Genomic DNA, 21,883 nt, shown 5'->3' on the forward strand with positions numbered 1-21,883 from the left:
ATCGAGGAACGCCAGCCTTCACCTGAATACCGGAGCCGAGGCCTCGGCAAACGCGCTTCCCGAAGAATGTCACATGTCGGCAACACGCTGTAGTGACATGTCGACATGTGAGACTCGAATCCGCCCTGGATAAAGGGGGTCTGACGGTATTTCGGGCCAGAACTGTCGGGATCCTCCCTGGTGAGCGATTCGCTCGCGACGGTGACCGGTCGATCCTGTTTGCGGTTACGCGTCGATCCGGTTCGCCGAACGCAGCCGCTGGAAGCTACGCGCGAGTAGCCTCGAAACGTGCATCTGGGACACCCCGAGTTCCGCACTGATTTGCGACTGGGTGAGGTTGCTGTAGTAGCGCAGGAGCAGGATTCTCTGCTCGCGTTCGGGGAGTTGCACCAGCAGGTGCCGGACCAGATCGCGGTGCTCCACGCCGTCCAGGGCCGGGTCCTCGTAGCCGAGCCGGTCCAGCAGCCCGGGCAGCCCGTCGCCCTCCTGGGCGGCCTCCAGCGAGGTGGCGTGGTACGACCGCCCGGCCTCGATGCAGGACAGCACCTCGTCCTCGGTGATGCGCAGCCGCTCGGCGATCTCGGCGGTGGTCGGGGTGCGCCCGAAGGCGGTGGTGAGGTCCTCGGTCGCGCTGTTGACCTGGACCCACAGCTCGTGCAGCCGGCGCGGTACGTGGACCGTGCGGACGTTGTCGCGGAAGTACCGCTTGATCTCGCCGACGACGGTCGGCATCGCGAACGTCGGGAACTGCACGCCCCGGTCCGGGTCGAAGCGGTCGATGGCGTTGATGAGGCCGATGGTGCCGACCTGGATCACGTCCTCCATGGGCTCGTTGCGGGAGCGGAAACGGGCGGCCGCGTAGCGCACGAGCGGGAGGTTCGCCTCGATGAGCGCCCCGCGCACGCGGTTGTGCTCCGGCGTGCCCGGCGTCAGCTCCTTCAGTTCCCCGAACAGGACCTGAGTGAGCGCCCGGGTGTCGGCGCCGCGGCTGCGGGGCGGCGGGGACGCGGGCGTGTCCTCCTGGGTCGGGGCTTGAGGCGCAGTACTGGCCGGCACGGTCAACTCCACCTCGTGATCCATCAACTCATCCGTCAAAAGCGGTCATAGCATCACAAGACAGTTCATTGTGTTCAAGTACCGCATAATCCCGTGTTGGGGACGGAAGGGTGCGTAGGACACGCGAAAGCCCCCCGCCGTTACGGCGGAGGGCTTCGGGTGGGTCAGGGGGCGGAGCGGCTCAGAATTCGTAGTCGGCGATCACCCAGGTGGCGAACTCCCGCCACAGGGCGACGCCCGCCTGGTGCTCGGGGTGCTCCACGTACGCGCGCAGGGCGGCGGTGTCCTCGAAGGCGGAGTTGATGGCGAAGTCGTAGGCGATGGGGCGGTCGCTGATGTTCCAGCCGAGCTCCCAGTGCCGCAGCTCGGGGATCTTCCCCTCCAGCGACCGGAACGCCTCGACCCCCTCCACGACCCGCGGGTCGTCCCGCTCGACGCCCTCGTCGAGCTTGAAGAGGACCAGGTGGCGGATCATGAGAACTCCTAGCTGTCGCCTCCGTTGGCGACCCATGTCATGAAGTCGCCGATCGCCCCGGCGGCGTCCGAGATGCCCTCGAACCCTACCGTGACGTAGTCCCCCGCCTTCTCCGGGTCCGTGATGATCACGTAGAGCACGAAGACCGCGAGCAGATAGACGGCGATCTTCTTCGAGTTCACCGCCATCGCGGCCTCCCCTGTGGCTGGTGTGCCTGCCATGTCTGCCGAGCCGAATGAGTCGAAAGAGCCGAAAGGGCCCCGTGTTACCGGCGGTGAGTGTAACCTTCGCGCCTCTCCAGAGATCAACAGCACGAAGGGCCCCGTCGTCCGACGGGGCCCTTCTTCAGCGGTAGCGGAGGGATTTGAACCCTCGGTGACTTGCGCCACACTCGCTTTCGAGGCGAGCTCCTTCGGCCGCTCGGACACGCTACCGAGGGAGACCTTACAGCACGGCGGGCCCTGCTCTGAAATCGGTATTCGCGCAGCGACCGGCTCAGCGGGACCGGAAGAAGTCCGTCAGGATCCGGGCGCACTCCTCGGCGAGCACGCCCTCGATCACCTCGGGCCGGTGGTTGAGCCGCCGGTCGCGCACGACGTCCCAGAGGGAGCCCGCGGCGCCGGCCTTCTCGTCCCGGGCGCCGTACACGACCCGGTCCACCCGGGACTGCACGAGCGCGCCCGCGCACATCGTGCAGGGCTCCAGCGTGACGACGAGCGTGCAGCCGGACAGCCGCCACTCCCCGACCTCCCCCGCCGCACGCCGGATGGCCAGCACCTCGGCGTGCGCGGTCGGATCGCCGGTCGCCTCGCGCTCGTTGTGGCCGGCGCCGAGCACGGTCGTACCGTCCGGGGACAGCACGACGGCGCCGACGGGGACGTCCCCGCCCCGGACGGCCAGCTCGGCCTCCTCCAGGGCGAGCCGCATCGCGGCCCGCCAGCGGTCGCGTACGGGGTCGGCGGCCGACCCCTGGTCGAGCGAGGTCAGCGGACGGTCTCCAGCACCTCCGAGGCACCCAGCGCCTCGGCGATCGAGTTGAGGGCGTCCTCGGCGTCCAGGGCCTTCAGCTCCTTCTCGCTGACGCCGAGGTCGTCGAGGATCTCGGTGTCGCCGACGGGGCTGTGCGGGACCGCCTCGGCGGCGCCCCCGTCCTCGTCGTCGGAGTCGCCGTCCGGCTCCTCCGTGCCGTCGAGGTCCAGGGAGTCCAGGTCGGCGCCGTCGTCGCCGGGCTCCCTTCCGAGCAGCTCGTCGGTGAGGAGGATCTCGCCGTAACTGCTGCGGGCGGCTGCGGCGGCGTCCGAGACGTAGATACGAGGGTCGTCCTCGCCGTCGACGCGGACGACGCCGAACCAGGCGTCCTCCTGCTCGATCAGTACGAGAACCGTGTCCTCGTCGCCCGAGGCCTCCCGGGCCAGGTCGGCCAGGTCCGACAGGGTCTCCACATCATCGAGCTCTGTGTCGCTCGCTTCCCACCCGTCTTCGGTGCGCGCGAGCAGTGCGGCGAAGTACACCGTGACTCTCCCACTGGTCTTAGGCGTGCCGGTTGGGGGTCCCCCCGGCGGAGGTTGGGGGTGGGACGGCTTGGGGTCCGAGCCCCACCCACTCGGAATCGTGGCAGAAACAAGGCGTTCAGGGGACGTCTTCGGCTCCCTGTGTCCGGCAGTTTTGATCGCCACGTGCGGATCGTACGCGGCTTTTCCAGGTGGCCACGCACGCCCGTCGCCGCAACGCGTCCGAAGGGAGGGGATCTTCGCCGTGTCTCGCTCTACCAGCGGAATGTTCGCATGCGCATCGCGTGCCGCAGGCGGGCGGCCTTGGCGCGGCGCGGCTGGACGCGGTCCCGCAGTTCGCGGGCCTCGGCGAGCTCCCGCAGGAACTGGGCGCGGCGGCGACGGCGCGCGGCGTCGGTCCCCTCCTGTGCGTCCGCGTCCTGTATGGGATCCGTCGGCGACTCAGGATTCGGCATAGGCTCACCACCCCCGGTACGTCCCTCCCACTTTCCCTCCGATGGGCGGTTTGATGCCAGCGCAGGGGATGCGCGGGCCCGGTTACTGTTGTGGACATGCGTCTCCACGTCGTCGACCACCCCCTGGTCGCCCACAAGCTCACCACCCTGCGCGACCAGCGCACCGACTCCGCGACCTTCCGTCGGCTGGCCGACGAACTGGTCACCCTGCTCGCCTACGAGGCCACGCGGGACGTGCGCACCGAGGCGATCGACATCCGGACCCCGGTCGCCGAGACCACCGGCGTCAAGCTCTCCCGCCCCCGCCCGCTGGTGGTGCCGATCCTGCGCGCCGGGCTCGGCATGCTGGACGGCATGGTCCGGCTGTTGCCGACCGCCGAGGTGGGCTTCCTGGGCATGATCCGCAACGAGGAGACGCTCCAGGCGTCCACGTACGCCACGCGGATGCCGGAGGACCTCTCGGGGCGGCAGGTGTACGTCCTGGACCCGATGCTGGCCACGGGTGGCACGCTGGTCGCGGCGATCCAGGAGCTGATCAAGCGGGGAGCCGACGACGTGACCGCCGTGGTGCTGCTCGCCGCGCCCGAGGGTGTGGAGCTGATGGAGCGGGAGCTGGCGGGGACGCCGGTGACGGTGGTGACGGCCGCGGTGGATGACCATCTGAACGAGATGGGGTACATCGTGCCGGGGCTGGGGGACGCGGGGGATCGTCTTTACGGGGCCGCTGAGTAGGGCGGGTCTGTTCGCCTGGTCGCGCCCACGCGGCGGAGCCGCACATTGACACAGCCCCGCGCCCCTGAGGGGGTTTCAGCAGCCCTTCTTTGATGAAGCCGGCGTCGGCTTCGGCTCAGACAGTGCCGCCAGTTCCTTGTCGGCGGCCGGCCTCTTCGTGAGGTCCTTGAAGGCGTCGCCGATGATCAGGTCGACCGATGCGCCCTTGCGGGTGGCTTCGGTACGGCGTTCGGCCGAGGCGAGCTGGGTGGCCAGGACCGGCAGTGAGGTGTCCAGGGACGAGGCCGGGCCGAGCAGTATCCCGGTGCCCTTGATCTTCTTGTCGTACTCCTTGGTCGCGTTGCCCACCTCGCCGATCTTGAAGCCGCGCTTCCTCAGTTCGTCCGCGGTCTTCTTGGCGAGCCCGCTGCGGGTCGTCGCGTTGAGCACGTTGACGGTGATGCCGCCCGGCTTGGGCAAGGGCGCGGTCGCGCTGGGCGACGGGGTCGCCCTGGTCCCGCAGTCGGACTTCGCGCCGACCGCCGAGGCCTTTCCGCCGCCGCCCGTGAAGACGTCGATGAGCTGCAGCGTGCCCCAGCCGAGCATGCCGAGTGCGGCCAGGGAGACGACGCCGAGGGCGGCGAGCCTGCCGCGCCGCCGACGCGGCCGCATTCGCGGGTACTTGTCCCCCTTGATCCGGTACTGGCCGCCCATGCCGGAGGGAGTCAGCATGCTCATGAGCGCAGCGTAGTGCGCCCGGGCGGCAATGCCTACTAGATGATCATTCGAGGATGCGAGGACCAACCCGAAAGGGGCAACAACCGACGCCGGTCGCGTCGGCCCGGGGTCAGTCCAGCTCCAGGACTCTCGCGTGCAGCACCTGGCGCTGCTGGAGCGCCGCGCGCACCGCGCGGTGCAGGCCGTCCTCCAGATACAGGTCGCCCTGCCACTTCACGACGTGCGCGAAGAGGTCGCCGTAGAACGTCGAGTCCTCGGCGAGCAGGGTTTCCAGATCGAGCTGGCCCTTGGTCGTCACGAGCTGATCGAGGCGGACCGGGCGCGGCGCGACGTCCGCCCACTGCCGGGTGCTTTCCCGGCCGTGGTCGGGGTACGGCCGGCCGTTTCCGATGCGCTTGAAGATCACACGGAAAGCCTACCGGTCAAGACCTTCCGGGCGCAGCCATGGTGGCGGAGTGTGCCGCTGGAAAAGATGCGTCAAACCTGGACGAAACGGCAAACGTCCTGAGAATGGCGGCCGGATTCGAAGCAGGAACGGAAGCCGGAACGGGCCCGAACGGAAGCCGAGGTGTCCGGCCGTCAGCCGAATCGAACACGGGTCGGACCGATAGCCGCCGTACACACGTCGGAGCGCAGGCGCGGAAGTCTGACATGGGCGACCCCGGGAGACCGGGCGGCCGGGACCGCGCAGTCGGGCGCGGCGTCCCATCAGCGCCGCCGTCCGCGCCACCCTCAGTTAGGGCCTTCCCTCATTCGGCGTACGACCTGGAGGAACTCCTCACCGGCCTGGGCGCCGTTGAGGTGGTCGTGGTCGTGGTGACGTCGTCTGCGTCGTACGGGCGATATGCACAGGCTGTGGACAGGGAGTCGGCGTGCGCGCTCCGTCGTCGAGCGGGGCGGGTGGGAGAGCACCCGGTCGGTGTTCGGTACGGCGCGGCGGAGGCGGTGACCCGGAGAGAGCCCGCCTCCGCCGCGGCCGTGTCAGCCGCGCCGCCGGTCCTTCGGGGACGGCTGCGGCTCGCTCTTCTTCACCTGCGGTTTCGGCGCGTTGCGTACGGCCTCGGCGCGCACCAGGGCGCGCAGGACGGCGTAGGGGTCGATGGGCATGACTGTGCTCCTTGTGTCGTACTGACGGGCCTCGTCGCGGGGTCTGTCAGCAGCGCAGGACCACGGTGCGCAGGGGGTGCGGGACGTACGGCGGGGGCGGCGCGCAGCGGGAGCGGCGGGTCGGCGTGCCGGACGGGGCCGGTGTCGGCGGCGGGCTCGCGGAACGCCGCCGTACGGCGGTGCGCCGGTCGGCGCGGGCCGGTGGCCGCAGCGCGGTGTCGAGGACGTCGTGCTCGGCGACCTCGCCGGCGCCGGCCGCCACGGGCAGGGCGTGCGCCTGGGCGTGCGCGCCCGGCACCAGCAGGGCGAGCAGCAGCACGAGCACCCGCAGCCAGGTGCGGCTGCGCGAGCGGCATCGTGCGGTACTCACGGAAGGTCATCTCCCCGGCGGTCGTACGGCGCTCATCCGGTCTGCGGTGAGATCCGCCCGCACGGCGTAGGGATGGCCGGTGGGTATCACAATGTGACCGGGACCTGGCGGGCCCGCCTCCGGATGCGCAGGGCGGTGACGACCTCGACGACACCGACCGCGATCAGCCAGCAGCCGCCGAGCAGCGTCAGCACGGTGACCGACTCCACCGGGGAGACGATCAGCACGACGCCGCCGGCGAAGGTGACGAGGCCGAGGAGGAACTGCCAGCCGCGGGCCGGCATGGACTCGTCGGAGGCGGCGGCCAGGGTGTGGGTGATGCCGCGGACGAGCCAGCCGATGCCGATCCACAGGGCGAGCAGCAGCACCGACCGCATGGGGGCGCGGAAGCAGAACAGGCCGAGCAGGATCGACAGGGCGCCGCTGATGAAGGCCAGCACGCGCAGCGAGGTCGTCCGGTGCGTGCCGAAGGCGGCGACGAGCTGGAACACGCCGCTGATCAGGAGGTAGAGCCCGAAGAGGATGCCGGAGGCGAGGAGCGTGGCGCCGGGCCAGACCAGGACCAGCACGCCCAGGGCCAGGGAGCCGACGCCGGTGGCCAGTACGACCTGCCAGGCGGCACGGGAGAGGGAGTGCAGCGGCCCTTCGAAGGGCGGCTCGGGCTCATGGGGCGTTCCCGGCGGCCCGGGCACATGCCCGGAGTGCACCCGGCGGTCGTCGTAGTCCCGCCCCCACGGGGATCCACTCGGCGCCTCGGTCATGCTCCATGCTGGGAACGACCCGGCGCGGCCCGCCATTCGGCGCGGGCCACTCGAATGACGGCGGCGCCCGGGCCGCGCGATCGGCTCCTCGGAAGGGACGCGGTCCCGCGGTTCCGCCCGTGTCCCCTACTTCCGCGCGGCCTTCGCCGCCGCCTTCAGCTCCTGCTTGTGCGCACGCACCTTCGCCAGGGACTCGGGGCCCGTGATGTCGGCGACCGAGCGGAAGGACCGCTGCTCGCCGTAGGCGCCCGCGGCCTCCTGCCAGCCCGCGGGCCGTACGCCGAGCTGCTTGCCGAGCAGGGCGAGGAAGATCTGGGCCTTCTGCTTGCCGAAGCCGGGCAGGTCCTCCAGCCGGCGCAGCAGTTCGCGGCCGTCGTCGACGCCCTTCCAGACGAGCTCGGCGTCACCGTCGTAGCGCTCGACGAGGTACTGGCACAGCTGCTGGATCCGCTTGGCCATGGACCCGGGGTAGCGGTGCACCGCCGGCTTCTCCGAGAGCAGGGCCACGAAGGCGTCCGGGTCCTGGGCGGCGATGTCGTGCGCGTCCAGGTCGTCCGCGCCGAGCCGGTCCGCGATCGTGCGCGGCCCCTTGAACGCCCACTCCATCGGCACCTGCTGGTCCAGCAGCATGCCGACCAGCGCGGCGAGCGGGCTGCGGCCGAGGAGCGCGTCGGCCTCTGGGTCCTGGGCGAGGTGAAGGGTGACGTCCATGGCTTCGATCATGCCCCTTGGGCCCGCGCCCCGCAGCCCTGCGCCCCGCAGCCCTGCGCCGGGTCAGGCGCGCCAGTAGCCCAGCGCGTTCACCCGCTGCTTCGGCAGGCCCAGCTCCTTGCGGACGTACGAGGTCAGGGCGCGGGTGGTCGCCGTGTCGCAGGCGATCCAGACGTACGGGTCGGAGGTGCCCTTGAGCAGGTCGGGCAGGGCGTCCTTCACTTGGGAGACGAGGTGCGCCCCGGCATCGCGCCTCGGCAGCGTCCGTACGTCGTGGCGGGACTCGGCGGTGCGGAAGGGCAGGCCGTCCCGCGCGCCCTCGAACCACACCGTCGCCGGGGCCGGGTCCAGCGCGGTGAGCAGGGAGTTGAGGGCGGGCAGCGAGGCCGTGTCGGCTACGGCGAAGACGTGGGAGGGGGCGGGCTCGGGGTGGGTGAAGCCGGTGCCGTGGATGGTCGCCTCGATGGTGTCGCCGGGCTTCGCCGCCCGCGCCCAGTCGCTCGCGCACCCTTCGTGCAGGGCGAACTCCAGGCTGAAGGTGCCGGCCGCCGGGTCCGGGTCGACCAGGGTGTAGGCGCGCTGGTGGGGCTTGCCCGCGTTGTCGAACCAGAGGCGGACCCACATGGTGGGGTGGACGCCGGTCGCCGCCAGCATGCCGCCGTCGGTGAGGTGCACGCGACGGTAGTGCTCGGTGACGTCCTCGGCGCCCGTCACCGTGAACACGAAGTCCTTCGCGCGCAGCAGCTTCAGGACCGCGCCCTCCCAGCCGTGACCCTGCCCCATGGCGTCTTCACCTTTCGCGTACGATTCCCGCACCGATCTCAACAACTTAGGGAAGCCTAACCTAAAGCAAAGGAGGGGCACAGGTGACCGGCGAGATCTTCCGCGATGCCTGGGGCATACCGCATCTCCGCGCGGACGGGGTACGAGAACTCGCCCGCGCACAGGGCCGTGTCACCGCCCTCGACCGGGCCTGGCAGCTGGAGGTGGAACGGCACCGGTCCCAGGGCACCTCCGCGTCCTTCCTCGGCGCCGACGCCCTGCCCTGGGACCGGTTCGTCAGACGGGCCCGCCTCGACGACACGGCCAGACGCTGCTTCGCCGAGCTGGAGAGACGGGACCCGGAGACGGCCGGGTGGGTGCGGGCGTACGTCGACGGGGTCAACGAAGCGCTGGCCGAGGGGGCGGGCCGTACGCCGGAGTTCGCGCGGACCGGACTCGCGCCGGGCCGTTGGCGGCCCTGGACCCCGCTCGGCGTCTGGCTCGGCATCCACATCCTGTTCGCCGGCTTCCCGGCCAAGCTCTGGCGCGAGCAGGTCGTCCGGCATCTCGGCGCCGACGCGGTCGGGCTGTTCGCCACCGACGGGCCGGGCACCTCCGGAAGCAACGGCTGGCTGGTGAGCGGCGAGCGGACCGTCACCGGGCGGGCCGTGATCGCCGGCGACCCGCACCGCTTCATCGAAGAGCCCGGCGTCTACCAGCAGATCCACCTCTCCTGCCCCGAGTTCGACGTCGTCGGCCTCGCCGTCCCGGGCATCCCCGGCATCGCCCACTTCGGCCACGCCGGCACGGTCGCCTGGGCCATCACCAACGCCATGGCCGACTACCAGGACCTGTACCGGGAGCGGCTGCGGCGCACCGGGGCCGGTGTGGAGGCGCTGGACCCGGACGGGGTCTGGCGGCGGGCCGCACGGCACACCGAGGTGGTGGAGATCGCGGGGGAGGAGCCGGTCGAGGTCGAGGTGATCGAGACGGAGCGGGGACCGGTGATCATCGGGGGCCCGGAGGGGCTGCCCGATGGCCTCGCCGATCCGCAGGACCCGCAGGACCTGCACGATCCGCAGGAAGGTTCCTTCGGGGAGCCCCCGCTCGCCGTAGCCCTCCGCTATCCACCCCGCGTCACCGCCGACCTCGGCTTCAGCGCCCTCCTCCCCCTCCTGCGCGCCCGCAGCGTGGCCGACGTCGACCGTGCCGTGGACGACTGGGCCGAGCCCGTCAACGTCGTCCAGGCCGCCGACACCGAGGGCGGCCTGCTGCACCGGGTGGCCGGAAAGGTGCCGGTGCGCTCCGCGGCCAACGGCATCCGGCTGGTGCCCGCGTGGGAGCCCGGCCACGACTGGCGCGGCTGGCACGAGACGCCCCGCGGCGGGCTCACCGACGGCGTCGCCGTCATGGCCAACCAGCGCGGTGTCGCCGCCCCGCTGGGCGTCGAGTTCGCCCCGCCGCATCGTGCCGACCGCATCACGGCCCTGCTCGGGGAGAAGGCCCACTGGTCGGCCGCCGACATGCCGGCGATCCACATGGACACCCACCTGGCCTCCGCGGCCCCCCTGCTGGACCTCCTGCGCTCCCTGGACACCCTCACCCCCGAGGCCGACCGCGTCCGCCGGACGCTCCTGGACTGGGACCGCCGCATGGACGCGGACAGCGAGGCCGCCGCCGTGTACTCGGCGGTGCGCGGCGCGGTCGTACGCCGACTCGCCGCGCACCCCGCCTTCGCCGCGCTGTCCACGCCGCCCGCCTACCCCGAGGTCCTCCTCCCCTGGCTGGCCCTGCTCCCGCGCATCGGCTTCGCCCTGGAACACCTGCTGCGCGCCGAGGAGTTGTACGGCATCGACCGCGTCGAGGCCGTGCGCGCGGCGGTCGAGGAGGTGGCCGCCGCACAGTCCGCCGAGCATTCCGCCGGAGCAGGACACGGCACCCGGGGTGAGACCTGGGGCGACACCCACCGGCTCGCCCCTTGGCGGGCCCTCACCGACACGGCGTACGACGGACCCGGCCTCTCCGGCGACCACGACTGCGTGCTGTCCACCTCGGCCGTGCCTGGCCTGACCGACCTGAGCGCGCGCGGCCCCTCCGCCCGCTACGTCTGGGACCTGGCCGACCGCGAGGCCAGCCTCTGGGTGGTCCCGCTGGGCGCCTCGGGCATCCCCGGCTCACCCCATCACCGCGACCAACTCCCCCTGTGGCTCAAGGGAGACCTGGCCCCGGTCGTCACCGATTTCACCGAGTTCGAGAAGGAACTTCCCAATCGTGATGTCAAGCCGCGAGTGTGACGGGAGGTGTCTCGTGGTAGCACTCTCCGTCACGGATCATCGCCCACAGCACGTTGACCCGGCGGCGAGCGAGAGCCAGCAGTGCTTGCTTGTGTCCCTTGCCCTCCCGCCGCTTCCGGTCGTAGTAGGCCTTCGAGGCCGGACAGCACTGCAGGCTGACCATCGCCGACAAATACAGCGTCCGCAGCAGTCCACGGTGATATCGCTTAGGCCGGCGCAGGTTTCCACTGACCCGACCGGAATCGCGTGGCTGTGGAGCCAGTCCGGCGAATCCGGCCAGGCGGTCGGAGCTGCCGAAGACACCCAAGTCGCCGCCGGTAGCGGCGATGAACTCCGCTCCGAGCCTGGGACCCATGCCAGGCAGACTGCGGATCACCTCAGCGTGCGGGTGCTGACGAAATGTCGCCTCGATGAGAGTCTCCAGCTCCGCGATCTCTGCATCGAGGTCCATGACCGCCTTCGCGAGGCGGGCCACCATGGCGGCAGCCAGCTTCTCCCCGGGCAACGCGGTCAGTTGCCCCTGGGCGGTCTCCACGGCCGTGCGGGCGAGCGTTGCGGCGCCGCGGACCTTACGGTTCTTCAGCCAGGTCTCGATGCGCCGAACACCCGCGCGACGGATGGCGGCCGGGCTCTGGTAGCCGGTCAGCAGCATGACTGGCCCCTTGAGGGTCAGGTCCAGCGCCCGCTCCAGGCCGGGAAAGATTTCCAGGAGCTGGGCTCGCAGCCGGTTGATCTGCCGGGTTCGGTCGAAGACCACATCCAGGCGACGGGCGGTCAGGGTGCGCAGGTCGACGGCGATGTCGTCGCCCGGCCGAAGCAGGCCGAGGTCACGCCGGACGCGTGCCTGGTCGGCGATGACGAAGGCGTCTTTGGCGTCCGTCTTCCCCTCGCCCCGGTAGGTGCCCGACGCGCGATGAACCGCGAAGCCGGTCAGATAGGCCACCGGCTGGCCGTGGTTGACCAGCAAGCCGAGCAGCAGCGCGGCCCCGCCGTGGTTGAGGTCGACGGCCCACAGCGCGTCCGGGGATATCGCCAGCACGTCGCCGATCAGCTGAAACAGGTCGGACTCGTCGTTCTGGACGCGGCGGGACAACAGCCGTTCACCATTCGTGTTGATCACCACGCAGTGGTGATGCGTCTTGCCGATGTCCACTCCGGCCCAGATCTGGGGCACGGTCACCTCCGCCAGCTCGTCGTCGATCAATCCCGCAGACGACCTCGCCGGCGTGGTCCTACACAGCGATCGAGTCGCATCTCCCAATTGGCGGTCGAGTCGTCGCGGAGCTCCGGGCGGCCAAGTTCCTTGAGCCATCCAACGGCTCTCCGATGACAGCCATACCCGCAGCCCCTGGGCCCACCGATCTTACGAATGACCAGTTCTGACCCCCTTGAAAGGTAGGACCCGATGTCTGATCAGCCCGCCGCGGCCCCGGCCACCACCGTCCGCGAACCCGTCCACGAGCCCGTCCGCGAACCCGTCCACGAGGAGGCCGTCGACGGTTTCGGCACGGTCCGGATCCGCGCCCTGGACCCGCGGGCCGACGCCGGGGTCGTGCACGGCTGGGCCAGCCAGGAACGCGCCTCCTTCTGGGGCATGAACGGCCTGACCCGGGACCAGGTGTCCGAGATCTACGCCCACATGACCACCCTCGACACCCACCACGCCTTCCTGGTCCTGCGGGACACCGACCCGGTCGCGCTCCTCCAGACCTACGAGCCGGAGGCGGACCGCGTCAGCGAGGTCTACGACGTCCTCCCCGGGGACATCGGCGTCCACCTGCTGCTGGCCCCCGCCGGCCCCGAGGGCGCGCGACCCGGCTGGACCTCGGCGCTGCTGACCGTCGTCGCGTCGTACGTCTTCCGGACCCTGGACCGCCGACGGGTGATCGTCGACCCGGACGTGCGCAACGAGAAGGCCGTAGCCCGCTTCCTCAAGCAGGGTTTCAGGGCCGGGCCGGTGGTCGTACTGCCGGAGGTCGATCTGCCGGACGTGCACATCCCGGAGAAGAAGGCCCAACTCGCGTTCCTCGACCGGGAGTAGCCTTCCAGGCGTGACTCCGGAAGAACTCGTCGCGCACTACTCCCTGGAGCCGATCCCGCGCGAGGGCGGGCTGTTCCGGCAGACCTGGGCGGGCCCCGAGCGGTCGGACGGACGGCCGCAGGGCACCGCGATAGTCGTCCTGCTCACCGAGGACGACTACTCGGCCCTGCACCGGCTGCCGTCCGACGAGGTCTGGCACTTCTATCTGGGCGACCCTCTGGAGATGCTGCTCCTCGCCCCGGACGGCACGTCCCGCACCGAGGTCCTCGGCCCCGACGTACGGCGCGGCCAGCACCTCCAACTCACCGTCCCGGCCGGAACCTGGATGGGCGCGCGGGTGGCGGCGGGCGGCTCCTGGGCCTTCTTCGGCTGCACGATGGCGCCCGGCTTCACCTACGAGGGCTACGAGCACGGCGACTTGGCGGAACTGACGGCGCGCTATCCCGCGGAGGCGGCCCGGATCGCGGGACTGTGCCGCTCATGAGCGGACTCCTCGAAGGACAGGTCGCGCTGGTCACGGGCGCGGGTGGCGGCATCGGGCGGGGCATCGCGACGCGGTTCGCCGAGGAAGGCGCGGCGGTCGTGCTGCATTGCCGCACGGCGGTCGAGGCGGCGGTCGAGGTGGCCTCCCGCATCCGGGCGTCGGGCGGGCGGGCCGTCGTCCTGCGGGCCGACCTGACGGACGAGGAGGCGTGCCGGCGGCTGGTCGGCGAGGCCGCCGAGTGGGGTGGCGGGCGGCTGACGGCGCTGGTCAACAACGCGGGGGTGCAGCCGACGCGGGAGCTGCCCGGGATGTCGGTGGCGGAGTGGCGGGCGGTCGTGGACCCCAACCTGTCGAGCGTGTTCGCCTGCACGCAGGCCGCGGCCGACATCATGCGCGAGCAGGGCGGGGGCGGTTCGGTGACCCACATCGCGTCCATCGAGGCGAGCCGCCCGGCACCGCTGCACGCTCACTACTCGGCGTCCAAGGCGGCGGTGGTGATGCATGCCCGCTCGGCCGCGTTGGAGTACGGCCCCTTCGGGATTCGCGTGAACTCGGTGTCACCCGGGCTGATTCACCGACAGGGACTGGAGGAGGACTGGCCGGAGGGGGTGCGGCGGTGGGAACGGGCGGTGCCGACCGGGAGGTTGGGGCGGGCCGAGGACGTGGGGGACGCGTGCGTGTTCCTGGCGTCGGGGCTCGCGTCGTGGGTCACGGGACATGATCTGGTGGTGGACGGCGGGGTGTCGGCGCGGCCGACGTGGTGAGAGTCCCTTGCCCTCGCTGCCTTCAGAGCCGTACCCGACGTACGCCATGACGATCGTCATGGTCACGCACGATCCGGCTGTCGTCCGTTCTCCGGGGTCAGCCTGATGCGGTGGCTGGATACTCAGGGCCATCGCAACAGGCGCGGTGCTGTCGCAGTGCGGGTGCGCTGCCGTACCGCTCTCCAGGATGATCTGAGTGCATGACGACAGGGGTAGTGTCATCGGGCATGGCGGCACTGGAGGGGGAAGGCCGTGGCCGATGAGGTGGCGAGTTGGTTGACCCGGACGGCTTTGCCGCTGAGCGGCCTGACCGCAGGCGTGTCCACGGCTGATCTTCAGCCGCTGAAGGGCATCCTCGACGGCGTGCGGGTAGTGGGTTTGGGGGAGGCCAACGGGCACATCACCAAGAGCCGTCACGGTGGCGCGGCACCAGCGCTGGGGCAGCACTTGCATACACGGTACGGCGACGCCTACTACGCACTCGGTTTGCTGTTCGGCAGCGGCTCCTTCCGTGCCCGTCGGATGTGGCCTGGCCCCTGGCCTCGTCCCCGAGTCAGCGCCGTGGTCACCAACAGGATCGGTCCCGCCCGCCCTGGCACTGTGGAAGCTCAGCTCGCCATCGCCAATCCGGGAAACCACCTCGTGGATCTGCGCAGCGCGGTCAACGCACCGACGCCAGTGAAGAAGTGGCTCAACGGTCGGCATGGCATGCGAAACTTCGGCGCGATGGTGCCGCGCTGGATGTATCGCTTCAACCTGAGCCCCGTATCCCTGGCCGAGGAGTACGACGGGCTGGCCTAGTCGCAGTCTCGACCGGCTCCCTGCCTCTCGGCCCGCCGCCTGATGTTTTTGTGCCAAGCATTTGACACAAGGCTCATGGTGAGTCACCTTGTACCCCTAAGTTTGTATCTAGCGCTTGATACAAGTGCATTCATCGGGGGCCCTCATGCTCGACACCGTTCCGCCCGCATCCCGGGCTCGCGCCCGCGCCGACCGCTGCGCACGCTTCGGCGGTCTGGCCGCCGGTGCCCTTCTCTCCCTTTATATGATCGACGCCCCCGGCGAGCTCGGGAGCGGAGTCCTGGCCGCCATACCCGGGTTCGGCCTCTGCGCCATGGCCGGTGTGCTGCTCGGCGAACACATCACTGCCCGCCCTCGAGGCACCGTCCGCACCGCCGGACTCGCCCCCCGCCGGATCCGCGACTACGTCCCGCCCCGGCTGACGGCGCTCCTGCTCATCGAGGCGTCCCTGCTCATCGCGCTCCTCGTCACCGCGACCGCGATCGGCTCCCCCGACGACATGGGCCGGGCAGGGCGCGCACTGACGATGACCTGTTCCGGCGTGACCGAGTCCTCCGGCCCCTGGCCCGGGTTCTTCTACGCCCGTCCGACCTTCATCTCCCTGGCCATCGGCACCGGCGCCTGCGGCTACGCCTTGCGGCACATCACCCGCCGCCCCGGCGATGAACAGGAGCGCCGGAAGCGGGCAGAGGCCATCACCGCGGCGTGGGGCCTGCTGGTCTCCGCCCCCCTGGCCGGCACCGCGTGGTTTGCCGCCGGGTCGCTGCGCGGGCTGGACTGCGACGGCACGCTCGGCAGCGTGGCCGCCTGGATCCTCCTTCCCGTCTGTCTGGTCTCCTTGGGCACCGCGATCTGGTGCCTGTTCACGGTCCTCGCGCCGAAGGCCGCCCAGCGGTGACCGGGCCGACCCTGCGGGTGGACACCGCCAGTCCCGTCCCTCCCTACGAGCAGATCCGCGCCCAGCTCGCGGCCCTGGTCTACTCGGGGCAACTGCCGGAGGGTGAACGGCTGCCGACCATCCGGCAGTTGGCGTCCGACCTGGGGCTGGCTGCCGGCACGGTCGCCCGGGCCTACCGTGAGCTGGAGGCCGCCGCCCTGATCCGCACCCGGCGTGGTGCGGGGACCCGGGTGGCGCCCCCGCCCGCTGTGTCCAAGCGCCCTTGTCCTGCTCCTGAGGAACTCGCCTCCCTGGCCCGGCGATTCCGTGATGAGGCCCGGGCGCTCGGCGCGGATGACTCGGCGATCAGGCAAGCGCTGCGTTCCGTGCTGGGGGACGCGGACTGAGCCGGCTCGGTTCGGAACTCTTGGGGCTCTGTCTCAGTCCGCTTCCGTTTCTCAGGGCCCGAGCAGGCGGACGGCGGACGCAGGGCTCGGTCAGCCGAATGGGCAGGGCAGGACGGGCATCGAGTGGTTCGGGGAGCAGGTCACCAGGGCCAGGTGCAGGTATGAAGGGCGTTCGAGGTAGAAGCCGTAGGACACATCACCTCCCGTACCGAGCCGTTGGGTGGCGGCGCCGACGACCACAGCCAGGCGGCTGGTGTCCCTGTCGTACGCGGAGAGGAACCGGTGCGCGTACTCGGCCAACCGTTCCCCGAGCCAGCCCGCTGCTTCCTTCGGCTCGTCCCACGTGCCACGGACCAGAGAGCGGGGCTTGATGAGCCAGTACGCCGTCTCCAGTGGCGGCAGATCTACGGTGGGGAACTCCGCTGCCACTTCGCGGTAGCGCTGGAGCAGGCGCTCCCCTGCGGGGTCGCTGGGGGCCGGTGGGGGTGGGGGCTCGGGGTGCGGAGGTCGCCGTAGGGCCTCGTTGTCGAAGCGCTCTTTGGGGCCGGTCCGTAGATAGCCGTGGTGGTGCACCAGTCGTTCCCGATCGAGAGGTGCCAGCCGGGCCGGACCCGAGGACGGGGGATGGGTCCGGCTCGGCTGGTGGGGGGAGGGTCAGACGTTGAGGCCGAAGCGCGCCGGGTCGATGCCGGCCGCGTCCAGTTCCTCCGTGGTGAAGCGGAGCGGCTGTGCGTCGGGCTGCTTGCTGTCACCGAGGGCCAGGCGTCGTCGCCGATCCGGGCCAGGGTCACGCACCCCTCGGTGCAGGGGCCTCCGCACGCCTTCACGAACGAGGCCCCGTCGATGTCGAGTGCGTACAGGTCGGTTCCGTTCAGCATTACTGCACCTTCCTGCTCAACTGATCGCGGCCATGGCTGACCGCCGCCGCCCATGCCGGGCGGGAGTTCGTGGGAATCAGGCACGCCTCAGTGGTTGGAGCGGCTGCCGGACTGGGTGCAACGCCGGCACTGGCAGGGCGGCCACTGGTGGGTCATCAAGGGCGGGAGGTTGTCCGGGGCGACCACTGCCTGCTCTGAACCCCACGTTCGCCCCGAGTCACGCGACACCCGCAGCGTCATCAAGGGGCGCTCGGTGAAGAGTTGCGCGTAGGCTCCGCCGCTCACGAGGCGTGCGCCTCTGCCTGGTGCTGGCGCAGCTCTACGTTCGCGTCGGATACGGCGCTGTAGTCGCCTCTGGAGCGTGCATTCCCTCTTCTGACCGAGAGGGACAGACAGTCGGAGCATCCAGGCGTGGCGGAGGGCTCGGTCGGTAGCTCGGTCAGGTGGTAGCCCTGCGGCTTCTGTGGCATTGCTTCCTCCCCGGCTCATCTGCGCGATGGAAGGACGCTAGGAGTCGTATCGTCCGAGGCTCTACAGACTTGCATGAGCTTGCACGTCAAGGTCACGTCCGCTGGAGTGGTGTATCGACGGCCACTCGGTGATCTCGTTTTGAAGCTATGCGGTGAGTTCGGTCGGGAGGACGGTCTCGTCGGTTTCTGACTCGATCGGGTGGAGGCGGGCCTTGGCCAGCAGGTCAAGTCCCATGTAGCGGCGGGCTTCGGTCCACTCGTCGTTCTGCTCGGCCAGCACGGCGCCGACCAGGCGGATGACGGCGCTGCGGTCAGGGAAGATGCCGACCACGTCGGTGCGGCGGCGGATCTCCTTGTTCAGCCGTTCCTGCGGGTTGTTCGACCAGATCTGCCGCCAGATCTCCCGCGGGAACGCGGTGAAGGCCAGCAGGTCGTGCTGGGCGGTGTCCAAGTGGGCTGCGGCCTTGGGGAACTTGGCCTCCAGCGCATCCAGGACGTGCTGCATCTGGGCCTTCACGGCGTCGGTGTCGGGTTGTTCGAAGACGGTCCGCAGCAGCGTGGCCACCCAGGGCTGGGCCGATTTCGGGACCTGGCTGAGCAGGTTGCGGGCGTAATGCGTGCGGCATCGCTGCCACGATGAGCCGGGCAGGACCGCGCCGATGGCGTCGACCAGGCCGGCGTGGGCGTCGGAGATGACCAGCTGGACGCCGGACAGGCCGCGAGCGATCAGCGAGCGCAGGAAGGCCAGCCAGCCGGCGCCGTCCTCGGCGGTGGCGACATCGATGCCGAGGATCTCGCGGTGACCGTCCGCGTTGACGCCGACAGCGATCAGGGCGTGGACGCTGATGATCCGGCCGCCCTCACGGACCTTCTGGGTCAGCGCATCGACCCAGACGAACGCGTAAGGGCCCTGGTCCAGGGGCCGGTTGCGGAAGGCGGCGACCTGCTCGTCGAGGTGCCGGGCCATCGCTGAGACCTGCGACTTGGACAGCTGGGTGACGCCGAGCGACTCGGCGAGCTTCTCGACACGGCGGGTGGACACCCCCAGCAGGTAGGCGGTGGCGACCACCGAGATGAGGGCCTGTTCGGCCCGGCGACGTCGTTCGAGAAGCCAGTGCGGGAAGTAACTCCCGCTCCTGAGCTTGGGGATGGCGAGTTCCACGGTGCCGGCCCTCGTGTCCCACTCACGCGAGCGATATCCGTTGCGGTGATTGACTCTCTCGTCGCTGACCTGCCCGTATTCGGCATTGCAGAGCGCGTCTGCCTCCGCGGACATGAGCGCGTCGGCGAATGTCTTGATCATCGCGCGCAGCAGATCGGGACTCGCCGCGGCGAGGTTGTCCTCGGCAAGGGCGTGCAGGGGCAGACTGTCAGGTGCGGTCATCGTGCTGATCTCCTTCGGGCTTCGACACCTCGAAGATCAGCCGGTGGCCGTTCATCTATGCGGGCATCATCCCGACGCCGGAGCAAACCCCCGGATCAGGTCGAACCCGTACACCATCTCCATGGACGCAACCCACGTCAATTCACCTTCCGGCAGTGGTTCTGATGCTGTTCAGGCAGTTCAATGAAGCTGATGCAAGCCCGAGCAAGCACCCGAACAAGGGAGCCGGCTATGGCCGTAGAGTTCGTGGGAATCGACCCCGACACCGACCTGGACCACTGCCCTACCGTGTGGGCGGACGTGGAAGCTCAGGAGATCTTGTTGCAGGGGTGGAAGCCCAGCGCCGAGACTCAGACGGAGTGCGAGGCAAGCAGCCCCGCGCACGGCCCGGTGCCTGACAGCGAAGCCATCGTCAGGATTCCGGCCCGGATGATCCCGATGATCAGGGAGGCGTGTGATGCCGTCGAGCGTGCCCAGCTTCGCTGAGCTGCTTGGCCAGTGTGAGCGGTCCGCCGTCCACCTGGAGCTACGCGACTCCTACGCTTCGCCGGACCGGTTCGAGGCGTGGAAGCGGGGTGAGCGGATCAACTGGGAGACTCGCGAAGCCTGGTGGTACCCCTTCCATCAGATGATCTCCGACGCCGTGGCCCGGGGCGTGACGGTCCGCCGGGCGAGGGTGGTCTCCGAGCCCGTGTCGGAGTACATCCGCTGGGAGCACTACGTCACTCACGCCAACATTGCGGCGGGCGAGGAGGTCCGGTGGCTGCCTCGGCGACGGGCCACAAGCATTCCCCTGCCGGGAAACGACTTCTGGCTGTTCGACGGCGCGCTGCTCCGGGTGCACCACTTCTCCGGTGACGGAGTGGTGGTCGAGGACGAGATCACGGCGGACCCACAGACCGTGAAGCTGTGTTCCACTGCCTTCGAGGCGGTATGGGAGCGAGCGATCCCGCACCACCTGTACCAGATCTGACGAAGGCCGGCTCCATGCCCCCGCATCCCTCTTCACGTGTCCAGAAGGCCCGCGAAAATCTCGCTGACCGTCTGCGTGAGATTCGGAAGGACGCCGGGATCACCGGGCGGGAGCTGGCTGTCAGATGCGGCTGGTCGGAGTCGAAGTCGTCCCGGATCGAGAACGCCAGGACTCCTCCCTCTGACGCGGACATCAAGGCGTGGTGCCGGGCTTGCGGCGCTGAGGACCAAGTCCCCGACTTGATTGCGGCGAACAGACAGTCCGCCGATGCTCATGTGCAGTGGCGGCGACTCCAGCGGAGCGGTCTGCGCCGCCTGCAAGAGTCCGTGGTCGACCTGTACCAGCAAACCAGGATGTTCCGCGTCTACGTCTCTGACGTGATCCCCGGGTTCCTCCAGACACCCGGATACGCCACCGCCCTCTTGTCGTCCATCGCCGAATTCCGGGGCACCCCGGACGACGTGACTGACGCGGTGTCGGCCCGCATGAGGCGTAACGCGGTGTTGAGCGATGGCTCCCGGCGTTTCTCGTTTGTACTGGAGGAGTCGGTCTTGCGGTACCGGCTGTGCAGCGCCGAGACCATGGCGGCGCAGCTGGGCCACCTGCTCGGGGTCATGGATCTCCAGAACGTTGCCGTGGGTATCGTTCCGTTTTCGGCACAGCGGGCTGTGTGGCCTCTGCCCACCTTTACGGTCTTCGACGGCATCAGGGTGCACGCGGACACGTTGGACGCCGCTTCCGCGCTCACGGAGCCCAGCCAGGTCGAGCTATACACCCGAGCCTTCGAGCGGCTCTCGCAGGAGGCCGTGCGGGGAGCGGCAGCACGTTCCCTGATAGCGGATGCGGTGGCGTCTCTGACGTGACAAGCGACGTCAGTGCACGTGCGGCGCCGCAGCCGGTCGTCAAGAGTCGGCACCGCCACCGCCACCGCCGAACAGGAACCAGGAACTCGCTAGCCCCCCTCTGTGCAGAGATCCGACGCCGCCTCGGCCGTTCTGCGCGCCAGGAACTGGACGCCGACCGCATCCCGCCCGTTCATGGTGGCCATCGAGATGCGCTGACTGTCCAGCACGGTGAATCCGCTCCCACTCAACAGGGACCTGAACCACGCCTCGTCGTGATGGCGGCACACGGCGCCGTCGCCGGTCTCGAACACCCGGATGCGCGACGGCGAGGCAGCCAGCTCTCCGCGGGATCATTACGGACGCCGTTCTGCCAGGCGACGAATCGAGGGGTCGGAGCGCATGTACCCGTCGCGCATCTCCAGCTGGACGACGGAAAGGGTGCGACGTCGCAGTCGGTGCTCAAGCGTCGGCACGCGCTTCGGCGTTACCGCCTCCTGGCCGCCGTGTGTGAAAGGAAGTCCGTCCAGGCAGTGGGCCGGAGGGTGAGGTGGGGGCCGGTGGTGTTCTTGGAGTCGCGGATGTGGATGGTGGTGGGGGTGGTGGCTATCTCGATGCAGTTGGAGCCCTCGGCGCTGTAGCTGGACTTCTGCCAGCGGAGAGTGGGCATGGTGGGTTCCTTCATAGGTCCTGGATGCGGTGGTGGATGAAGTCGCGGCTCTCAGCGGGGCTGAGTGCGCAGGACTCCATGCGTTTGAGCGCGGCCCGGTACTTGTCCAACTGTGCCTCGGCATCGAGGAAGCAACCCCCGTATCCCCGCACCTTTCGGCCGACCACCCCACGACCACGTCCCGCTCGCCCCGGCGCACGTCGACAGGGGGCGTGGGCTCAGGCTCGTACAGGAATACGCCGACTGCTGGGGCGGCGAGTCCCTCGGCGATGGCCTCTTCGACCGTCTGGCCGGAAAGCTGCTCTGGTTCGAGATGAGCGGGTGAGCGTGGCACGCTTCGC

29 protein-coding genes, 1 tRNA gene and 1 pseudogene are annotated in these 21,883 nt (G+C 69.9%); 11 read left to right on the forward strand and 20 right to left on the reverse strand.

All coding sequences use genetic code 11. The features are described 5' to 3' along the window. Positions 1-225: 225 nt before the first annotated feature. The 7 genes from IM697_RS01880 to IM697_RS01910 form a co-directional block, all read right to left on the reverse strand. Complete coding sequence (locus tag IM697_RS01880; protein ID WP_194044085.1) at positions 226-1,080, reverse strand: RNA polymerase sigma factor SigF; 855 nt, start codon at positions 1,078-1,080, stop codon at positions 226-228. Positions 1,081-1,237: 157 nt separating this feature from the next. Continuing rightward, entirely contained in the window at positions 1,238-1,531 is a 294-nt protein-coding gene (locus IM697_RS01885; RefSeq protein WP_194044087.1) for a Dabb family protein, read from the reverse strand. 8 nt (positions 1,532-1,539) lie between these two features. After that, positions 1,540-1,719 (reverse strand): hypothetical protein, encoded by a 180-nt coding sequence (locus IM697_RS01890; RefSeq protein ID WP_194044089.1) that lies wholly within the window; start codon positions 1,717-1,719, stop codon positions 1,540-1,542. Between the two features lie 161 nt (positions 1,720-1,880). Continuing rightward, a tRNA-Ser gene (locus tag IM697_RS01895) sits at positions 1,881-1,965 on the reverse strand. 61 nt (positions 1,966-2,026) lie between these two features. Next, entirely contained in the window at positions 2,027-2,458 is a 432-nt protein-coding gene (gene tadA / locus IM697_RS01900; protein ID WP_228044461.1) for a tRNA adenosine(34) deaminase TadA, read from the reverse strand. Positions 2,459-2,514: 56 nt separating this feature from the next. Further along, a complete protein-coding gene (locus IM697_RS01905; RefSeq protein WP_194044090.1) occupies positions 2,515-3,042 on the reverse strand; it encodes a tRNA adenosine deaminase-associated protein in 528 nt (175 codons plus the stop codon). Between the two features lie 254 nt (positions 3,043-3,296). After that, positions 3,297-3,497 carry a hypothetical protein gene (locus IM697_RS01910; protein WP_194044092.1) on the reverse strand — a complete coding sequence of 67 codons (201 nt, stop codon included), beginning with the start codon at positions 3,495-3,497 and terminating at the stop codon, positions 3,297-3,299. Positions 3,498-3,593: 96 nt separating this feature from the next. On the opposite strand from IM697_RS01910, the gene upp reads away from it, so the two are divergent. Beyond that, positions 3,594-4,229 (forward strand): uracil phosphoribosyltransferase, encoded by a 636-nt coding sequence (upp, locus tag IM697_RS01915; RefSeq protein ID WP_194044094.1) that lies wholly within the window; start codon positions 3,594-3,596, stop codon positions 4,227-4,229. Between the two features lie 75 nt (positions 4,230-4,304). Here upp and IM697_RS01920 read toward each other — a convergent pair whose 3' ends face one another. The 7 genes from IM697_RS01920 to IM697_RS01945 all read right to left on the reverse strand — a co-directional run bounded on the left by IM697_RS01920 (position 4,305) and on the right by IM697_RS01945 (position 8,678). After that, positions 4,305-4,922, reverse strand: a complete 618-nt coding sequence (locus IM697_RS01920; RefSeq protein ID WP_194049545.1) for a LytR C-terminal domain-containing protein — start codon at positions 4,920-4,922, stop codon at positions 4,305-4,307. Positions 4,923-5,055: 133 nt separating this feature from the next. Next, positions 5,056-5,352 carry a type II toxin-antitoxin system VapB family antitoxin gene (locus tag IM697_RS01925; protein ID WP_003999914.1) on the reverse strand — a complete coding sequence of 99 codons (297 nt, stop codon included), beginning with the start codon at positions 5,350-5,352 and terminating at the stop codon, positions 5,056-5,058. 575 nt (positions 5,353-5,927) lie between these two features. Then, positions 5,928-6,053, reverse strand: a complete 126-nt coding sequence (locus IM697_RS45375; protein WP_265582698.1) for a hypothetical protein — start codon at positions 6,051-6,053, stop codon at positions 5,928-5,930. Positions 6,054-6,099: 46 nt separating this feature from the next. Further along, the gene (locus tag IM697_RS01930; protein ID WP_194050162.1) at positions 6,100-6,423 is read right to left on the reverse strand and encodes a hypothetical protein; all 324 of its coding nucleotides are present in this window, start codon (positions 6,421-6,423) and stop codon (positions 6,100-6,102) included. Between the two features lie 86 nt (positions 6,424-6,509). Further along, entirely contained in the window at positions 6,510-7,184 is a 675-nt protein-coding gene (locus tag IM697_RS01935; RefSeq protein WP_194044096.1) for an HdeD family acid-resistance protein, read from the reverse strand. A 126-nt stretch (positions 7,185-7,310) separates the two neighbouring features. After that, positions 7,311-7,895 carry an HhH-GPD-type base excision DNA repair protein gene (locus tag IM697_RS01940; RefSeq protein WP_194044098.1) on the reverse strand — a complete coding sequence of 195 codons (585 nt, stop codon included), beginning with the start codon at positions 7,893-7,895 and terminating at the stop codon, positions 7,311-7,313. 63 nt (positions 7,896-7,958) lie between these two features. Then, complete coding sequence (locus IM697_RS01945; protein ID WP_194044100.1) at positions 7,959-8,678, reverse strand: siderophore-interacting protein; 720 nt, start codon at positions 8,676-8,678, stop codon at positions 7,959-7,961. An 83-nt stretch (positions 8,679-8,761) separates the two neighbouring features. On the opposite strand from IM697_RS01945, the gene IM697_RS01950 reads away from it, so the two are divergent. Then, positions 8,762-10,951 carry a penicillin acylase family protein gene (locus tag IM697_RS01950; RefSeq protein ID WP_194044102.1) on the forward strand — a complete coding sequence of 730 codons (2,190 nt, stop codon included), beginning with the start codon at positions 8,762-8,764 and terminating at the stop codon, positions 10,949-10,951. Here IM697_RS01950 and IM697_RS01955 read toward each other — a convergent pair. Beyond that, positions 10,935-12,125, reverse strand: coding sequence for an IS110 family RNA-guided transposase (locus IM697_RS01955; RefSeq protein ID WP_456114997.1), 1,191 nt, complete (start codon positions 12,123-12,125; stop codon positions 10,935-10,937). The two genes, IM697_RS01950 and IM697_RS01955, sit on opposite strands and share 17 nt — an antisense overlap. 231 nt (positions 12,126-12,356) lie before the next feature. On the opposite strand from IM697_RS01955, the gene IM697_RS01960 reads away from it, so the two are divergent. The 6 genes from IM697_RS01960 to IM697_RS01985 all read left to right on the forward strand — a co-directional run bounded on the left by IM697_RS01960 (position 12,357) and on the right by IM697_RS01985 (position 16,325). After that, on the forward strand, positions 12,357-12,992 hold the full coding sequence (locus tag IM697_RS01960) for a GNAT family N-acetyltransferase (RefSeq protein ID WP_194044104.1): 636 nt from the start codon (positions 12,357-12,359) through the stop codon (positions 12,990-12,992). Between the two features lie 10 nt (positions 12,993-13,002). After that, on the forward strand, positions 13,003-13,476 hold the full coding sequence (locus tag IM697_RS01965) for a cupin domain-containing protein (protein WP_194044106.1): 474 nt from the start codon (positions 13,003-13,005) through the stop codon (positions 13,474-13,476). Further along, entirely contained in the window at positions 13,473-14,240 is a 768-nt protein-coding gene (locus IM697_RS01970) for an SDR family NAD(P)-dependent oxidoreductase (RefSeq protein ID WP_194044108.1), read from the forward strand. The genes IM697_RS01965 and IM697_RS01970 overlap by 4 nt, the downstream gene beginning before the upstream one ends. A gap of 252 nt (positions 14,241-14,492) precedes the next feature. Further along, positions 14,493-15,041, forward strand: coding sequence for an erythromycin esterase family protein (locus IM697_RS01975; protein WP_194044110.1), 549 nt, complete (start codon positions 14,493-14,495; stop codon positions 15,039-15,041). A 145-nt stretch (positions 15,042-15,186) separates the two neighbouring features. Further along, entirely contained in the window at positions 15,187-15,939 is a 753-nt protein-coding gene (locus IM697_RS01980) for a hypothetical protein (RefSeq protein ID WP_194044113.1), read from the forward strand. Further along, positions 15,936-16,325, forward strand: a complete 390-nt coding sequence (locus IM697_RS01985; protein WP_194044115.1) for a GntR family transcriptional regulator — start codon at positions 15,936-15,938, stop codon at positions 16,323-16,325. The genes IM697_RS01980 and IM697_RS01985 overlap by 4 nt, the downstream gene beginning before the upstream one ends. A gap of 90 nt (positions 16,326-16,415) precedes the next feature. Here the strand turns inward: IM697_RS01985 and IM697_RS01990 are convergent, their stop codons facing one another. The 3 genes and pseudogenes from IM697_RS01990 to IM697_RS02000 all read right to left on the reverse strand — a co-directional run bounded on the left by IM697_RS01990 (position 16,416) and on the right by IM697_RS02000 (position 19,057). Then, a complete protein-coding gene (locus IM697_RS01990) occupies positions 16,416-16,898 on the reverse strand; it encodes a hypothetical protein (RefSeq protein ID WP_194044117.1) in 483 nt (160 codons plus the stop codon). 81 nt (positions 16,899-16,979) lie between these two features. Continuing rightward, a pseudogene (locus tag IM697_RS01995) lies at positions 16,980-17,203 on the reverse strand (DUF397 domain-containing protein). 615 nt (positions 17,204-17,818) lie between these two features. Next, positions 17,819-19,057 (reverse strand): IS256 family transposase, encoded by a 1,239-nt coding sequence (locus tag IM697_RS02000; protein WP_194039437.1) that lies wholly within the window; start codon positions 19,055-19,057, stop codon positions 17,819-17,821. Positions 19,058-19,288: 231 nt separating this feature from the next. Between IM697_RS02000 and IM697_RS02005 the strand changes: the two genes are divergently transcribed. The 3 genes from IM697_RS02005 to IM697_RS02015 are packed head-to-tail and all read left to right on the forward strand — an operon-like array spanning position 19,289 to position 20,893. Further along, positions 19,289-19,543, forward strand: coding sequence for a hypothetical protein (locus tag IM697_RS02005; protein ID WP_194044119.1), 255 nt, complete (start codon positions 19,289-19,291; stop codon positions 19,541-19,543). Then, a complete protein-coding gene (locus tag IM697_RS02010) occupies positions 19,515-20,030 on the forward strand; it encodes a DUF6879 family protein (protein ID WP_194044121.1) in 516 nt (171 codons plus the stop codon). The genes IM697_RS02005 and IM697_RS02010 overlap by 29 nt, the downstream gene beginning before the upstream one ends. Before the next feature lie 14 nt (positions 20,031-20,044). Then, complete coding sequence (locus IM697_RS02015; protein WP_194044124.1) at positions 20,045-20,893, forward strand: helix-turn-helix domain-containing protein; 849 nt, start codon at positions 20,045-20,047, stop codon at positions 20,891-20,893. A 466-nt stretch (positions 20,894-21,359) separates the two neighbouring features. Here the strand turns inward: IM697_RS02015 and IM697_RS02020 are convergent, their stop codons facing one another. Together IM697_RS02020 and IM697_RS45810 are read right to left on the reverse strand one after the other, a co-directional pair. Beyond that, positions 21,360-21,542: a DUF397 domain-containing protein gene (locus IM697_RS02020; RefSeq protein ID WP_194044126.1), complete on the reverse strand. Its 183-nt coding sequence runs from the start codon at positions 21,540-21,542 to the stop codon at positions 21,360-21,362. Between the two features lie 11 nt (positions 21,543-21,553). Next, positions 21,554-21,709, reverse strand: coding sequence for a Scr1 family TA system antitoxin-like transcriptional regulator (locus IM697_RS45810; protein WP_407699597.1), 156 nt, complete (start codon positions 21,707-21,709; stop codon positions 21,554-21,556). Positions 21,710-21,883: the final 174 nt, after the last annotated feature.

This window comes from Streptomyces ferrugineus (assembly GCF_015160855.1).
In the GTDB taxonomy this organism is placed as follows: domain Bacteria; phylum Actinomycetota; class Actinomycetes; order Streptomycetales; family Streptomycetaceae; genus Streptomyces; species Streptomyces ferrugineus.

Bases quoted from the DNA above. Each gene is read 5' to 3' on its own strand.
- upp (WP_194044094.1), top strand. From the start codon at position 3,594: ATGCGTCTCCACGTCGTCGACCACCCCCTGGTCGCCCACAAGCTCACC.
- IM697_RS01885 (WP_194044087.1), bottom strand. From the start codon at position 1,531: ATGATCCGCCACCTGGTCCTCTTCAAGCTCGACGAGGGCGTCGAGCGG.
- IM697_RS02000 (WP_194039437.1), bottom strand. From the start codon at position 19,057: ATGACCGCACCTGACAGTCTGCCCCTGCACGCCCTTGCCGAGGACAAC.
- IM697_RS02010 (WP_194044121.1), top strand. From the start codon at position 19,515: ATGCCGTCGAGCGTGCCCAGCTTCGCTGAGCTGCTTGGCCAGTGTGAG.
- IM697_RS45375 (WP_265582698.1), bottom strand. From the start codon at position 6,053: ATGCCCATCGACCCCTACGCCGTCCTGCGCGCCCTGGTGCGCGCCGAG.
- IM697_RS01970 (WP_194044108.1), top strand. From the start codon at position 13,473: ATGAGCGGACTCCTCGAAGGACAGGTCGCGCTGGTCACGGGCGCGGGT.
- IM697_RS01920 (WP_194049545.1), bottom strand. From the start codon at position 4,922: ATGGGCGGCCAGTACCGGATCAAGGGGGACAAGTACCCGCGAATGCGG.
- IM697_RS01960 (WP_194044104.1), top strand. From the start codon at position 12,357: ATGTCTGATCAGCCCGCCGCGGCCCCGGCCACCACCGTCCGCGAACCC.
- IM697_RS02020 (WP_194044126.1), bottom strand. From the start codon at position 21,542: ATGCCCACTCTCCGCTGGCAGAAGTCCAGCTACAGCGCCGAGGGCTCC.
- IM697_RS01945 (WP_194044100.1), bottom strand. From the start codon at position 8,678: ATGGGGCAGGGTCACGGCTGGGAGGGCGCGGTCCTGAAGCTGCTGCGC.
- IM697_RS01935 (WP_194044096.1), bottom strand. From the start codon at position 7,184: ATGACCGAGGCGCCGAGTGGATCCCCGTGGGGGCGGGACTACGACGAC.
- IM697_RS02015 (WP_194044124.1), top strand. From the start codon at position 20,045: ATGCCCCCGCATCCCTCTTCACGTGTCCAGAAGGCCCGCGAAAATCTC.
- IM697_RS01980 (WP_194044113.1), top strand. From the start codon at position 15,187: ATGCTCGACACCGTTCCGCCCGCATCCCGGGCTCGCGCCCGCGCCGAC.
- IM697_RS01890 (WP_194044089.1), bottom strand. From the start codon at position 1,719: ATGGCGGTGAACTCGAAGAAGATCGCCGTCTATCTGCTCGCGGTCTTC.
- tadA (WP_228044461.1), bottom strand. From the start codon at position 2,458: ATGCGGCTCGCCCTGGAGGAGGCCGAGCTGGCCGTCCGGGGCGGGGAC.
- IM697_RS01910 (WP_194044092.1), bottom strand. From the start codon at position 3,497: ATGCCGAATCCTGAGTCGCCGACGGATCCCATACAGGACGCGGACGCA.
- IM697_RS02005 (WP_194044119.1), top strand. From the start codon at position 19,289: ATGGCCGTAGAGTTCGTGGGAATCGACCCCGACACCGACCTGGACCAC.
- IM697_RS01940 (WP_194044098.1), bottom strand. From the start codon at position 7,895: ATGGACGTCACCCTTCACCTCGCCCAGGACCCAGAGGCCGACGCGCTC.
- IM697_RS01880 (WP_194044085.1), bottom strand. From the start codon at position 1,080: ATGGATCACGAGGTGGAGTTGACCGTGCCGGCCAGTACTGCGCCTCAA.